Annotated in this window: 12 protein-coding genes; 10 read left to right on the forward strand and 2 right to left on the reverse strand. The window is 71.5% G+C overall.

Features of this window, described 5'->3' with window-relative positions; translation table 11 throughout:
• Positions 1 to 22 precede the first annotated feature (22 nt).
• Both M8C13_RS24070 and M8C13_RS24075 read left to right on the forward strand, forming a co-directional pair.
• A complete protein-coding gene (locus M8C13_RS24070; RefSeq protein WP_252482947.1) occupies positions 23 to 1879 on the forward strand; it encodes a cellulase family glycosylhydrolase in 1857 nt (618 codons plus the stop codon).
• Positions 1880 to 1932: 53 nt separating this feature from the next.
• A complete protein-coding gene (locus M8C13_RS24075) occupies positions 1933 to 2862 on the forward strand; it encodes a phytoene/squalene synthase family protein (protein WP_252483040.1) in 930 nt (309 codons plus the stop codon).
• On the opposite strand, the gene M8C13_RS24080 is transcribed toward M8C13_RS24075, so the two are convergent.
• Positions 2859 to 3881, reverse strand: coding sequence for a LacI family DNA-binding transcriptional regulator (locus tag M8C13_RS24080; protein WP_252482948.1), 1023 nt, complete (start codon positions 3879 to 3881; stop codon positions 2859 to 2861). The genes M8C13_RS24075 and M8C13_RS24080 overlap by 4 nt on opposite strands.
• Before the next feature lie 245 nt (positions 3882 to 4126).
• Here M8C13_RS24080 and M8C13_RS24085 point away from each other — a divergent pair, with 245 nt between their 5' ends.
• The 4 genes from M8C13_RS24085 to M8C13_RS24100 all read left to right on the forward strand — a co-directional run bounded on the left by M8C13_RS24085 (position 4127) and on the right by M8C13_RS24100 (position 8645).
• Entirely contained in the window at positions 4127 to 5401 is a 1275-nt protein-coding gene (locus tag M8C13_RS24085; RefSeq protein WP_252482949.1) for an extracellular solute-binding protein, read from the forward strand.
• 4 nt (positions 5402 to 5405) lie between these two features.
• Positions 5406 to 6371 carry a carbohydrate ABC transporter permease gene (locus M8C13_RS24090; RefSeq protein ID WP_252482950.1) on the forward strand — a complete coding sequence of 322 codons (966 nt, stop codon included), beginning with the start codon at positions 5406 to 5408 and terminating at the stop codon, positions 6369 to 6371.
• A gap of 5 nt (positions 6372 to 6376) precedes the next feature.
• Entirely contained in the window at positions 6377 to 7204 is an 828-nt protein-coding gene (locus M8C13_RS24095) for a carbohydrate ABC transporter permease (RefSeq protein WP_252482951.1), read from the forward strand.
• 67 nt (positions 7205 to 7271) lie between these two features.
• Positions 7272 to 8645, forward strand: coding sequence for a GH1 family beta-glucosidase (locus M8C13_RS24100; protein ID WP_252483041.1), 1374 nt, complete (start codon positions 7272 to 7274; stop codon positions 8643 to 8645).
• 30 nt (positions 8646 to 8675) lie between these two features.
• Here M8C13_RS24100 and M8C13_RS24105 read toward each other — a convergent pair whose 3' ends face one another.
• Positions 8676 to 9230, reverse strand: a complete 555-nt coding sequence (locus M8C13_RS24105) for a sigma-70 family RNA polymerase sigma factor (protein WP_252482952.1) — start codon at positions 9228 to 9230, stop codon at positions 8676 to 8678.
• 166 nt (positions 9231 to 9396) lie between these two features.
• Here M8C13_RS24105 and M8C13_RS24110 point away from each other — a divergent pair, with 166 nt between their 5' ends.
• The 4 genes from M8C13_RS24110 to M8C13_RS24125 all read left to right on the forward strand — a co-directional run bounded on the left by M8C13_RS24110 (position 9397) and on the right by M8C13_RS24125 (position 13550).
• Entirely contained in the window at positions 9397 to 9936 is a 540-nt protein-coding gene (locus M8C13_RS24110; RefSeq protein ID WP_252483042.1) for a hypothetical protein, read from the forward strand.
• Positions 9926 to 10924 (forward strand): DUF4142 domain-containing protein, encoded by a 999-nt coding sequence (locus M8C13_RS24115; RefSeq protein ID WP_252482953.1) that lies wholly within the window; start codon positions 9926 to 9928, stop codon positions 10922 to 10924. Before M8C13_RS24110 ends, M8C13_RS24115 begins: the two co-directional genes overlap by 11 nt.
• 230 nt (positions 10925 to 11154) lie before the next feature.
• On the forward strand, positions 11155 to 12024 hold the full coding sequence (locus M8C13_RS24120) for a 4Fe-4S domain-containing protein (protein ID WP_252482954.1): 870 nt from the start codon (positions 11155 to 11157) through the stop codon (positions 12022 to 12024).
• The gene (locus M8C13_RS24125; protein WP_252482955.1) at positions 12021 to 13550 is read left to right on the forward strand and encodes an FAD-dependent oxidoreductase; all 1530 of its coding nucleotides are present in this window, start codon (positions 12021 to 12023) and stop codon (positions 13548 to 13550) included. Before M8C13_RS24120 ends, M8C13_RS24125 begins: the two co-directional genes overlap by 4 nt.
• The last annotated feature ends 23 nt before the right edge of the window (positions 13551 to 13573 follow it).

The raw sequence follows: 13573 nt of genomic DNA on the forward strand, positions 1-13573 counted from the left end.
CGGGGCCGTAGCGTCGACAGGCATGTGGCGCAGCGTGGTCACCGGGATGCTGACAGTGGTGCTCGGACTCGCGGCGGTGCCCGGCGCACCCGCCCAGTCCGCGCGATGGTGGTTCGACGACGGCAGGGCCGAGGTGGTCACCGTCTCGCCGGAGGGCACCTTCCGGGACGGGCACGGCCGCGAGGTGCTGCTGCGCGGCTACAACGTCTCCGGCACCGCCAAGCTCGCCGAGCACGGCGGCCTGCCCTTCCCCAGCACCGCCGAGGCCGCGGTGTCGGCGAGCAGCCTGCGCAGGCTGACCGGGGCCAACGCGGTGCGCTTCCTGATCACCTGGGAACGGGTCGAGCCCCGCTCGGGGCAGATCGACCGGGGCTACCTGGACCGGGTGGCCGCGCAGGTCAAGGAGTTCCTCAACGCCGGGCTGTTCGTCTTCCTGGACTACCACCAGGACCTGTACTCCCGCTATCTGTTCAATGTGGACAGTTGGTACACCGGGGACGGCGCGCCGGAGTGGGTGGTGCGGGCCGGCGGCTATCCCAAGGAGTACTGCGAGGGCTGCGTCAACTGGGGCCAGAACATGAAGAACAACAAGGCGGTCACCATGGCCACCTACGACTTCTGGCACAACCGGCGGATCGAGACCGAGGCCGGGCCGCGCGGCATCCTGGACGCCTTCCTGGCGCAGACCGAGACCGCGCTGAACCACCTACGAAACTCCTTGAGCGCCAACGAGTTCCGCCGGATCGTCGGCTTCAACCCGCTGAACGAGCCCTACGCGGGCCGCTACGACGAGGGCCAGCAGGGCCCGGCCTGGGAGCGCGACCTGCTGACCCCGTTCTACCACCGGGTGCGTGCGGCCATGGACCGCGCGGGCTGGACCGCCAAGCCGCTGTTCGCCGAACCGCTGGTGTACTGGAACATCAACACCTCCGTCTTCCAGGAGCCGGGCGGGCTGACCGAGATCCCGCCGCTGGGCCAGCGGTTCGTGTTCAACGCGCACTTCTACGACGCCAAGGCCCGCTCCGGCATCCTCAAGCCGGGCAAGGCCGGTGACGGCGAGTACACCGCGGACATCCGCGCGGTGCGGGAACGCGCGCAGTACCACCGGACCGCGCCGATCCTCACCGAGTTCGGCCACCCGCTCACCGGCTTCACCTCGGACAAGACGCCCAGCATCCTCAAGGCCGCCTACCAGTCCCTGGACTCCGGGCTGGCCGGGAAGAACTGGTGGCGGGAGGCGCGCAACGCGGCCCCGCCGATGTCGGCCACCCAGTGGCAGTGGGACACCAACAGCGGGCGGCACCGGGAGCTGATGAACGGCAACCCGAACAAGGTGCTCACCGAGGCCGACGCGTGGATGGACGAGGACTTCTCCCCGGTGCACAAGGACAACAGCGGCACCGTGGTGCCCAGGCTGGACCGGCGGGTGATCGACCGGGCCTACCCGCGCGCGGTGGCCGGGCGCACGCTGGCCTTCAGCTTCGAGGACCTCAGCCGGGACGGCGGCACCGTGCAGCAGTGGCAGCGGGTGCCTGCCGAACACCCCGCGATGGCCCGGCTGACCGCGGACCGGCGGCACGCGGTGCTGGTCTGGCGCAGCACCGGCTCGGCCGCGCCCACCGAGGTGCAACTGCCGGAGGACCTGGCCGCGGGCGCGCTGGTCTCCGACCTTGGAACCTTCGGCACGCTGCCCGCCTACAACGGCAGCGGGATCGGCGTGGAACGGCACGCCGGGGCCGCGCGGCTGCTGCTGCCAGGGGGACCCGCGGGCACCTTGCACGCGGCGCTCATCGCCCCGGCCACCACGGACACCGCCCTGCTGGCCCAGGCCAAGACGGAACTCACCACCTGGGCGGCGGCCAGTTTCGGCAGCAGGTGACGCCCCGGCGTGCAGCCGAACGGAGCAACCGCCAGACTCGTGACGTGTCCCCGCTGACCACCACCGAACTGGACGCCGCAGGCGTGCTCGAACCGTCGCTGCGCACCGCCTACCGCCGCTGCCGGGAAATCAACGCCCGCTACGGCCGCACCTACTTCCTGGCCACCCGGATGCTCACCCCGGCCCAGCGCCCGGCCGTGCACGCCCTCTACGGCTTCGCCCGCTGGGCGGATGAGATCGTCGACGACCAGGGCGACGGGCGCACCCTGGCCCAGCGCCGGGCCGCGCTGGCGGAGCTGGGCGCGGACCTGGCCGAGGGGTTCGCGCAGGGGCACAGCAGGCATCCGGTGCTGGCCGCGGTGGTGGACACGGTGGCGCGCTACGACATCGACCGCGGCTACTTCGCCGACTTCCTCACCTCGATGCGGATGGACACCGAGGTCCGCGAGTACGCCACCTTCGCCGAGCTGGCCCGCTACGTGCGCGGCTCGGCCGAGGTGATCGGCTTGCAGGTGCTGCCGGTGCTGGGCACCGTGACGCCGAGGGCGGAGGCCGAACCGCACGCCGCCGCGCTGGGCGAGGCCTTCCAGCTCACCAACTTCCTCCGCGACGTCGGCGAGGACCTCGACCGGGACCGGGTCTACCTGCCGCTGGAGGAGCTGGCCGCCTTCGGCGTGGACCGCGAGCGCCTCCAGCACTGCCGGCAGCGCGGCCACACCGACCACGCGCTGCGCGCCGCACTGGCCCACCTGGTCTCCCGCACCCGGGCCACCTACCGCCGCGCCGCACCGGGCATCGCCATGCTGGCCCCGGTCTCCCGCCCCTGCGTGGCGACCGCTTTCGATCTCTACCAAGGCATCCTGGACGAGATCGAGGCCGCCGACTACCGGGTCCTGGACCGCCGCGTGGTGGTCCCCAAGACCCGCCGCTTGGCCGTGGCCCTGCCCGGATTCGGCCGAGCCGTACTGGCCCGATGGGCCTAAGCCGAGTCCCGGCGGATCAGCTCGACCGGGAGCATGCGGTTGGGCTGGGCGACCTCGTTGCCGCGCAGGCGTTCGCGCAGGATGGCGACCATCTCGCGGACCTGCGCGCCGGGGTCCTGGCGGATGGTGGTCAGGCTCGGCTGGGCCTGCTGCACCACCGAGGGCAGGTCGTCGAAGCCCACCACCGCCACGTCCTCGGGCACCCGGCGGCCGGCCGCGCGCAGCACCCGCAGCGCGCCCACCGCCATCAGGTCGCTGGCCGCGACCACCCCGTCCAGGTCCGGCACCCGGGCCAGCAGCTCGGCCATCGCGCGCTCGCCGCCCTCCCGGTTGAACTCCGCGGGCGCGGCGCAGCGCTCGGCCTCGGCCGGGGTCAGGCCCAGTGCGGTGCGCCAGCCGGTGAGCCGGTCCACCGCGGCGGCCTGGTCGGCGGGGCCGCAGACCGTCACGATCCGCTTGCGGCCCTGGGCCAGCAGCAGTTCGGTGGCCGCGCGGGCGCCGCCCTCGTTGTCCACCGTGACCACGTCCAGGCCCTGCTCGCCGCGCCACGGGCGGCCGCCGAAGACCACCGGGACGCCCAGCGAGCGCACCGCCTCCGGCAACGGGTCGCCGCGGCGCGGGGTGAACAGCAGCGCGCCGTCGGTGTGCCCGGAGCCCAGGAACCGCACCACCCGCTCGACCTCCTCGGGGGAGCGGGCGATCAGCAGCGCCATCTGGGCGTCCACAGTGGACAGTTCGTGGTGCGCGGCGCGGATCACCGCGGCGAAGAACGGGTCCTCGAACAGCTTCTCGCCCGGTTCGGAGAGCACCACCGCCAGGGTGCCGGTGCGCCGGGTGACCAGCGAGCGCGCGGCCTGGTTGGGCCGGTAGCCCAGTTCGGCCACCGCGCGCTGCACGGTCTCCCTGGTCCGCGCGCTCACCCGGCTCGCGCCGTTGACCACGCGGGAGACGGTCGCCCTGGAGATGCCCGCGTGCGCGGCGACATCCTCCAGTGTCGGCCGGGCCGGTCGTTCCGCCACGTGCGCACCCCTGTTCCCGCTGTCGTGTTCCCGCCAAGCGTAACTGGTCGATCTACCGGCCCACCTGCACGGAAGCGCTCCCACATCCAGGCTGTGAGCTGGGCGGAACCGGTCACGGAACGATGTCGGATCTTCGGTCGTGACTTGACATGTGACCCCGGCCACCCAAGAGTGAGAGCGCTCTCACTCAGTATCGCCGATCCCGATGCCGATCAACAGCTCGACACCCCGGTCGAGGAGGACCAATGACCAACATCGCGACGCGCCGGGCGGTGGCGCTCGCGGCTGCCGCCGTCCTGGCCACCGGAACCGCCGCCTGTGGTGGTTCCGCGGACGACGGCAAGATCAAGATCACCGTGGGCACGTTCAGCGACTTCGGCTACGAGGCGCTGTTCGCCGACTACGAGAAGGCGCACCCCAACATCAAGCTGGAGGCGCGCAAGCTGGAGTTCGACGCCCACCACTCGCAGCTGGCCACCCAGCTCGCCGGGGGCAGGGGCGCCGCCGACGTGGTCGCCATCGAGGAGGGCTGGCTGGCCCAGTTCCGCAGCTCGAAGGACAAGTTCGTCAACCTGGCCGACCTGGGCGCCAAGGACCTCAAGGACCAGTGGGTGTCCTGGAAGTGGAACCAGGGCATCCTGGACGACGGCAACTTCGTCATGGGCCTGGGCACCGACATGGGCAGCCTGGCGCTGTGCTACCGCAAGGACCTCTTCGCCGCCGCCGGTCTGCCCACCGAGCGCAACGAGGTGGCCAAGCTGTGGCCGACCTGGGAGGACTACGCCAAGGTCGCCGACCGCTTCAAGGAGAAGACCCCGAACGTCAAGTTCGCCGGGTCCGCGGAGAACGTCTTCACCGCCAAGCTCTACCAGAGCGAGGAGGGCTACTTCGCCAAGGCCGACGACAGCTTCATCGCCGACACCAACCCCAAGGTCAAGGAAGCCTTCCTGCTGGCCGGCGGCATGGGCGCCAAGGGCCACACCGCGGGCGTCAAGCCGTTCACCCCGGAGTGGACCATCGGGCTCAAGCAGGGCAGCTTCGCCACCGAGACCTGCGCGGCCTGGGCGCTGGCCCAGATCAAGTCCGGCGCGGGCGATGAGGCCGCGGACAAGTGGGACGTCACCTCGGTGCCCGGCGGCAGCGGCAACTGGGGCGGCTCGTTCCTGACCGTGCCCAAGCAGGGCAAGAACACCAAGGAAGCCTACGAGGTCGCCAAGTACCTCACCGCGCCCGAGCAGCAGAAGAAGATCTTCGCCAAGACCGGCAACCTGCCCAGCGAGCCCACGGTCTACAAGGACCCCGAGGTGCTGAACAAGGTCGACCCGTACTACAACGACGCGCCGGTCGGCCAGATCTTCGCCGCCGCCGCGGACAGCCTCAAGCCCAACTACCGCGGCACCAAGGACTCCAAGGTGCGTCCGCGCTTCAACGAGGCGCTGTCCAGGATCGAGCAGGGCAAGGCCACCCCGGAGGCGGCCTTCGGCGAGGCGGTCACCCAGTCCCGCAACGAGGTGAAGTAGCTCGATGGCGGCCCCGGTCACCGACCGTCCACTTCGGACATCCCAGCAGCCATCGCCGCGCAAGCGGCGGTGGCCGCTGGCCCGTCTGGACACCAAGGTCACCCCGTACCTGCTCGTGGCCCCGTTCTTCCTGATCTTCGGGGCGTTCGGGCTGTTCCCGCTGCTCTACACCGCCTGGGTGTCCCTGCACGACTGGCAGCTCGTGGACGGCGAGCAGGGCTTCGCCGGCCTGGACAACTACACCGCGCTCTTCGGCGATCCGAACTTCTACAACGCGCTGGGCAACACGGTGAGCATGTTCCTGCTCTCCACCGTGCCCCAGCTGCTGGCCGCGCTCGGCCTGGCCGCGCTGCTGGACCGGGGGCTGCGCGGGCGCACCTTCTGGCGGGCCGGGCTGCTGCTGCCCAACGTGGTCTCGGTGGTCGCGGTCGCGCTGGTGTTCACCCAGATCTTCGGCCGCGACTTCGGCGTGGTGAACTACCTGCTGGAGCTCATCGGCCTGGACCGGGTCAACTGGCAGGCCGACTCCTGGTCCTCGCACCTGGCGGTCAGCGCGATGGTGATGTGGCGCTGGACCGGCTACAACGCGCTGCTCTACCTGGCCGCGATGCAGTCGGTGCCACGGGAGCAGTACGAGGCGGCCACCGTGGACGGCGCCTCCCGGTGGCGGATGTTCTGGTCCATCACCGTGCCCAGCATCCGGCCCACCATCATGTTCACCGTGGTGGTCTCCACCATCGCCGGCATGCAGCTGTTCGTGGAGCCGACCCTGTTCGACCCCAAGGGCGCCTCCGGGGTCGGCGGCAGCGACCGGCAGTTCCAGACGCTGACGATGTACCTGTACGAGAAGGGTTTCCGGTTGTTCGACGCCGGATACGCCTCCGCCATCGCCTGGGTGCTGTTCCTGGTGGTGCTGGTCTTCGCACTGGTCAACTTCACGCTGGCGCGGCGTATCGCGTCGAAGGGGTGAGGCCGGTGCCGACCACTCGACGGCCGGGGTTCCTGGTCTACGGACTGCTTTCGGCGGTCCTGCTCGCCTCGGTGTTCCCGCTGTACTTCTCCTTCGTGGTGGCCTCCAAGGACAACTCCGCGATCGGCGACAAGGTGCCGCCGCTGATCCCCGGCGGGAACCTCTTCGCCAACATCGCCAGGGTCTTCGACACCGTGGACTTCTGGCTGGCCATCCAGAACTCGCTGATCATCGCCTCCACGGTGGCGGTGGCCAACGTGCTGCTGTCCTCGCTGGCCGGCTTCGCCTTCGCCCGCCTGCGTTTCCGCGGCCGGGACTCGCTGTTCCTGGTGGTGGTCGGCACCGCGATGGTGCCCACCCAGCTGGGCGTGATCCCGCTGTACCTGCTGATGGCCGAACTGGACTGGTACGGCCAGCTCCAGGCGGTCATCCTGCCCGCGCTGGTGGGCGCGCTCGGTGTGTTCATGATGCGCCAGGCCTGCGAGGAGACCGTGCCGCACGAGCTGATCGAGGCGGCCAGGGTGGACGGCTGCTCGGTGCTGCGCACCTTCTTCACCGTGGCCCTGCCCGCGATCCGCCCGCAGGCCGCGGTGCTGGGCATGCTCACCTTCATGACCGCCTGGAACGACTACTTCTGGCCGCTGATCGTGCTGGACCCCAACGACAGCCCGACCGTGCAGGTCGCGGTGTCCACGCTGGCCAGTGGCTACTACACCGACTACTCGCTGATGCTGACCGGGGCCACGCTGGGTGTGCTGCCGGTGATCGCGCTGTTCCTGCTGCTCGCCCGGCACATCGTCGGCGGGATCATGCAGGGCGCCGTCAAGGGATGAGGGGAACTTGACCACAACCGACTCTGCCGACCGCTCCGTCGCGGCGCCGGCCGCCAGTCCAGCGCCATTGACCTTCCCGCCGGGATTCGTCTGGGGCACCGCGACCTCGGCGTTCCAGATCGAGGGCGCGACCACAGTGGACGGTCGAGGGCCGTCCATCTGGGACACCTTCGCGGCCACTCCCGGCAAGGTGGAGGGTGGTGACACCGGCGAACCCGCCTGCGAGCACTACACCCGGTACCCCGAGGACATCGCGCTGATGAAGCGGCTCGGCGTCTCCAGCTACCGGTTCTCCCTGGCCTGGCCCCGGATCCAGCCCACCGGCACCGGTCCGGCCGAGCCGCGCGGACTGGCCTTCTACGACCGGCTGGTGGACGCCTTACTGGAAGCCGGCATCGAGCCGATGGTGACGCTCTACCACTGGGACCTGCCGCAGGCGTTGCAGGACAAGGGCGGCTGGGTCAACCGGGACACCGTGGACCACTTCACCGAGTACGCCCGGATCGCGCACGCCCACCTCGGCGACCGGGTCAAGCAGTGGACCACGCTCAACGAGCCGTTCTGCCCGGCCTACCTGGGCTACGGCATCGGCATCCACGCCCCCGGCATCGTCGACCCGGCCTCGGCGCTGGTGGCCGCGCACCACCTGCTGCTGGCGCACGGGCGGGCGATGACCGCGATGCGCGCGCAGGCCCGGCCGGGCCAGCAGTTCTCGCTGGTGCTCAACTTCAGCACGGCCAGGGTCGCGGTGGCCGACGAGGCGCACCTGGCGGCCGCGCGCAAGGTCGAGGGCCTTTCCGGCAGGCTGTTCCTGGAACCGGTGCTGCGCGGGGTCTACCCGGCCGACGTGCTCTCCGAGGTGGCCCACCTCAACGCGCTGGCCCCGGCGATCCGGGAGGGCGACCTGGCCGAGATCGCCGCGCCGATCGACTGGCTCGGCGTGAACTACTACAACCCCACCAGGGTGGCCCCCGCGGCCGACCCGTTGTACGAGACCCCCGGCGCGCTGCCGGGCCTGCGCGGGGTGGAGATCCTGCCGCCGGAGGGTCCGCTGACCCACACCGGCTGGGAGCAGGAGGCCGCCGCGCTGACCGACCTGCTGCGCTGGCTGGCCGAGCAGGCGCCGGGCATGCCGTTGCTGGTCACCGAGAACGGCTCGGCCTTCCCCGATGAGGTCAGCCCGGACGGCCAGGTGCACGACCCCGAGCGCACCGCCTACCTGCTGGCGCACCTGCGCGCGGTGCACGCCGCCATCCAGGCCGGGGTGGACGTGCGCGGCTACCTGGCCTGGTCGCTGCTGGACAACTTCGAGTGGGCCTTCGGCTACGACAAGCGCTTCGGCCTGGTGCACGTGGACTTCGCCACCCAGGCGCGCACCTTCAAGGACTCCGCACACGCCTACGCCAAGGTGGTCGCGGCCAACGCGGTGGCGCCGGAGTAGTGCCCCGGCGGGCGGGGGAGCACGCTGTCGTCACGGCGTGATCCCCCGCTCCTGGAGCAGCTGGTTGAGCATGCGCAGGCCGTAGTAGACCCGGGACTTCACCGTTCCCGGTGGCACGCCGAGGATGCGGGCCGCCTCGTTGACCGTGCGGTCGCGCAGGTAGGTCTCCCGGATGGCCTCCCGGTGCTCCTTGCTCAGCTGGTTGAGCGCCTCGGCCACGGTGATGCTGATGACCACGTGCTCGGCCTCGTCGCGCACGGTGGCCTCGCCCAGCTGGGTCAGGTCCACCTCGGTCGGCCGGGCTTTGCGGTGGCGGATCCCGTCCACCACGATCCGCCTGGCCACGGTGAACAGCCACGGCAGCACCTCATCGGCCTCCGGCCGCAGCTTCGCGGCGTTGCGCCAGGCGCGCAGCAAGGTCTCCTGAACCACGTCCTCGGCCCACTGGCGGTCGCCGCCGGTGAGTGAGGTGGTGAACCGCAACAGTCGTCTGCCGAAGTTGAGGTCGAGCCATTCGAGGAGTTCCGCGCCCGGATGCGCGGGGCCGTGGGCTCTGCGGTGGTGGACGCGAAGTTGCTCTGGCATGGCGACATCGTGCGGTGCCCCGGGCATGACCCAGCGTAGTTTCATACCTCGTATGTGACCCAGATCACCTTTTTTCGGTAATCGCGGATTTGGTCCTGAACCACCCCTGAGGGAGATCCGTAGTCCTGGGCATCGGGCGTGATGTGCAGTGGGAAAGGTGACCGAGATGAAAATCAGCGGCAGTAAGGTCCCCGCGTTGGCGGCGATAGCCTTCGCCGCCGCATTGTCCGCCGCCGCCTGTGGCGGGGACGCCGCCCCCAGGGCCGGCGGCAGCGGCGATTCCGGCGAGGCCCCGGCGAGTTTCCAGCCCGGCCACGAAAGTTCGTTGATGCACGCCAGAGAGGTCGCCGGACTGGGTTCGGTAATCACCGACCACGAGGGCTACACCCTGTACCGATTCGACAAGGACACCGCCAAACCGGCGAAGTCCAACTGCGTCGACGCCTGCGCCGCGCAGTGGCCACCCGTGCTCGCCAACGGCAACTTCCAGGTCGAGGGGATCGACCCGGCGCTGGTCAACACGATCCTGCGCGCCGACGGCGAACAGCAGGTCACCGTGGGCGGCTGGCCGCTGTACCGCTTCGCCAAGGACGCCAGGCCCGGCGAGTCCAACGGACACGGCAAGGGCGGCACCTGGCACGCGGCCACCCCCGACGGCAAGAAGGCGGCGGCACCGGCGAATGGAGGCAACGCAAGTGGCAACTGACCGATCCGTCCGCACCCGGCTCTTACGGGGCAGCGCGCTCACCGTCGCCGCCGCGGCCGTCGCGCTCGCCCCCGCGGGGGCCGCGCTGGCCGATGAGACCACCACGCCGCCACCCCCCGCCAGCTCCAAACCGGCCGCCCCACCGCCATCGGCCAAACCGGCGCCCACGCAGCCGGTCACCGAGCCGGACGACGAGACCTCCGGCCCCGGCTGGGAGCAGACCAACTACGGCCCGCTCGGGCCCGCCGACCGCGACCTGCTGGTCAAGGTGCGCCAGGCCGGGCTCTGGGAGATGCCCATGGGCGATGAAGCCCAGGTCAGGGCGGCCGCGCCGCGGGTGAAGGAGGTGGGCAGGCTGATCATGAAGGACCACGAGGTGCTGGACACCAGGGTCAAGAAGGTGGCCGCCACCCTCGGCGTCCCGCTGCCCGATGAGGCCAGCGCGGACCAGCAGGGCTGGATGGCCGAGCTGCGCGGGGCCACCGGCGAGGCCTTCGACCAGCTCTTCGCCGACCGGCTGCGCGCCGCGCACGGCAAGGTCTTCACCGTGGTCGCCGCGGTCCGCTCCGGCAGCCGCAACAACCTGGTCCGCGAGTTCGCCCAGGAGGGCATCAACGCGGTGATGCGGCACATGACGCTGCTGGAGAGCACCAAGCTGGTCAACTTCCAGGACCTGCCGCTGCCGCCCGGCCCCGCCGCCGCGCCACCGCCCTCGGCCGCGCCCAGCACCAGTGCCGGGGCCGCCGCGCCGCCGGGCACCACCAAGGCGCCCGCCGCGCCCAAACCCTCGGTGCGGGCCAAGCCGACCCCGGCCGCGCCGGCCGGCGAGCCGGTGGAGCCGCCGCAGCAGCGGGACGTGGCCAACGCCAGCTCCTCCTCCTGGGCCGACGACGCCGGTGGCGGCGGAATGATCCTGCTGGTGCTGCTGCTGTGCACCGGGCTGGCCGCGGCCACCATCGGGGTGGTCCGGTTCGTGCAGTCCAGATAGGCACGCATTTTCTGGAGCGAGTCCAACCATGGAATTGTTCCAGTCGAGCTCGCCTCCACATTTCGTTCAGTGCGCCGGCCAGGTAATCGAGCTGCTGAAAGAGGGGAGGTATTGACTCTCATTCGCACTGCCCGGCCGTGCCTCCCCGTTCGCCACGGCCGGGCAGGCGCCCACCACGCCGCCCGGGTTTCGCCTCGCCCCATTTTCTCCCGAGTCGCTGGAGGCATCCGGTGTTGAGCCCACTCGCCGACATCACCGCGTTGGACGCGATTCTCGCCCAGATCTCCCCGCACGACACCGGCGTCCGTCAGGTGGCCGCGCTCTCCGCGAGGCTGGCCTACGCCATGATGTGCTTCACCCTCGTCTGGGGCGTGCTCACCGCCACCGGGTGGGTGCGGCGCACCACCAGCAGACAGGCCCTGCGCAGCGGCCACATGATGCTGGCGGTGATGACCATCGCCTTCGGCTCCCTGCACGGCTTCGCCTTCGTCTTCGTCACCGACATCGACTTCGGCCTGTTCAAGGTCATGGTCCCGTTCGCCGGCGGCGGCCTGGCCCGGCACGCCGCCGGGATCATCGGGTTGCAGCTGATGACCGCGGTGGCCATCTCGGTGGCGGTGCGCCGGTGGCTGGTCTACCGGCACTGGCTGCGCTTCCACCAGCTCGGCTACCTCGCGGTCGGGCTGACCGTGATCCACGCCTGGCTGGGCGCGGCCGCCAACGGCAACCTCGCGCTGCTGCAGACCGCCGGGATCACCCTGGTGGTGCCGGTGATCACGCTGACCGCGCTGCGCTTCCTGCCGCCGAGGCTGCTCACCAAGGTCGGCCTGGTCTCGGCCGAACCGGCGGTCCAGCCGGTGCAGCAGGACCCGGCCGCGCCGCCCAACCCGCGCGCCGGGAAGGTCGGGGTCAGCGTGGACAACGAGCGGTGCCAGCGGTACGGGATCTGCGAGACCGCGGCCCCGGAGGTGTTCCAGCTGGTGGAGGACGGGCGGCTGCGGTACGACACCAGCCCGCACGCGCAGTTCGCCAGCCAGGCCAAGGCCGCGGCGCGCTGCTGCCCGATGCGCGCGATCACCGTTCAGGAGCGTGTCAAGTGAGGAAGAAGGAACGCGTGGTGGTGGTCGGCGCCGGCGTGGCCGGCCTGCGCACCGCGGAACGCCTGCGGGAGCTGGGCTACGCCGACGAGATCGTCCTGGTCGGCGCCGAGCAGACCCGGCCGTACCACCGGCCGCCGCTGTCCAAGCAGCTGCTCTGCGGCAAGCTGCGGCCCAGCGACCTGCTGCTGCCCAGCTACACCGAGCTGGACGCGGTGTGGCGGCTGGCCACCCCGGTGCTGGGCCTGGACCCGCGCCGCCAGGTGGTGCACCTGCCCGGCGGCGAGGAGCTGCGCTACGACGGCCTGGTGATCGCCACCGGCGTGGAGCCCCGCCACCTGCCGGGGGTTCCGGTGCACGACCCCAGGGTGCACTTCCTGCACACCGTCGAGGAAGCGCTGGCCCTGCGGCAGAACCTGCAGCGGACCCGCCGTCCGCTGGTGGTGCTCGGCGCCGGGTTCATCGGCTGCGAGCTGGCCTCCACCGCGCACCACCTCGGCGGCGAGGTCACCATCGTCGGCCGGTCGAAGGTGTTGCTGGGCAAGGCCGTCGGCCCGCAGCTGGCCGAGCGGATCACCGAGCTGCACCGCGGCAACGGGGTCGACCTGGCGCTGGGGGAGCGGGTGCTGCACTGGCTGCCGCAGCAGCAGGGCGTGGTGCTCAACCTCTCCAGCGGCCAGGTGATCGTGGCCGGCGCGGTGGTGGTGTGCGCCGGTTCGGTGCCCGCGGTCAACTGGCTGCGCGGCTCCGGCCTGACCATCGACGACGGCGTGCTCTGCGAACCGACCTGCCACGTGCTCGGCCGCGGCGACATCGTGGCCGCCGGGGATGTGGCCCGCTGGCCCAACCTGCGCTTCGACGCCCGCCCCCGCCGGGTCGAACACTGGCTCAACGCGATCGAGATGGGCCGCCACGCCGCGGAAAGCCTGCTGGCCGGCCGGGCCGCGGCCAAGCCGTTCACCCCGGTGCCCAGGTTCTGGTCCGAGCAGCACGGCATGCGCATCCAGGGCGCGGGCATCCCCGCCCTCGGCGAGGACACCGTCCAGCTGCTGCCCTCCTCCCGGCCGGACCAGAGCGTGACCGGCTTCGTCGCCGGTGGCCGCCTGGTCGGCCTGGTCGCGCTGAACAGCCCGCAGGCCCTGCTCACCTGGACCGCCGAGCTCGACCGCCAGACCAGGCCGCGCCTGCACGCCCCCGCGCCGGCCTCGGTCGCCACCATCACCCCCGCGCGTCCTCCCGCCGCGCGGGGCCGGGTGCCGGGACCGGTCACCCCACCGCCGTTCCCGGCGCCCACCCTGGCCCAGTCCACCCCGCCGTCATTCCCGCCGCCCCAAGGGATCCCGGTCCCGGTGGCCGCACCCCGCCCCGGCGGCCCGGCCTCCGGCCCGATCCCGATGCCCCCGGCCCGCCCGGTCCCGCGGACGGCCCCCGAACCCTTGACCCGCCAGTGGTCCTTCACCGAACCCGCCGAGCTCGACGCCCCCGCCAACGGCATCTCCCGTCAACTGCGCCGCCGCCGCACCAGCTAGCCGATCCCGCCCCGCCGGCCCGG

The organism is Crossiella sp. SN42 (assembly GCF_023897065.1).
Taxonomy (GTDB): Bacteria; Actinomycetota; Actinomycetes; order Mycobacteriales; family Pseudonocardiaceae; genus Crossiella.

Coding starts and splice junctions, on each gene's coding strand:
- M8C13_RS24070 (WP_252482947.1), top strand. CDS start 23: ATGTGGCGCAGCGTGGTCACCGGGATGCTGACAGTGGTGCTCGGACTC.
- M8C13_RS24085 (WP_252482949.1), top strand. CDS start 4,127: ATGACCAACATCGCGACGCGCCGGGCGGTGGCGCTCGCGGCTGCCGCC.
- M8C13_RS24090 (WP_252482950.1), top strand. CDS start 5,406: ATGGCGGCCCCGGTCACCGACCGTCCACTTCGGACATCCCAGCAGCCA.
- M8C13_RS24105 (WP_252482952.1), bottom strand. CDS start 9,230: ATGCCAGAGCAACTTCGCGTCCACCACCGCAGAGCCCACGGCCCCGCG.
- M8C13_RS24110 (WP_252483042.1), top strand. CDS start 9,397: ATGAAAATCAGCGGCAGTAAGGTCCCCGCGTTGGCGGCGATAGCCTTC.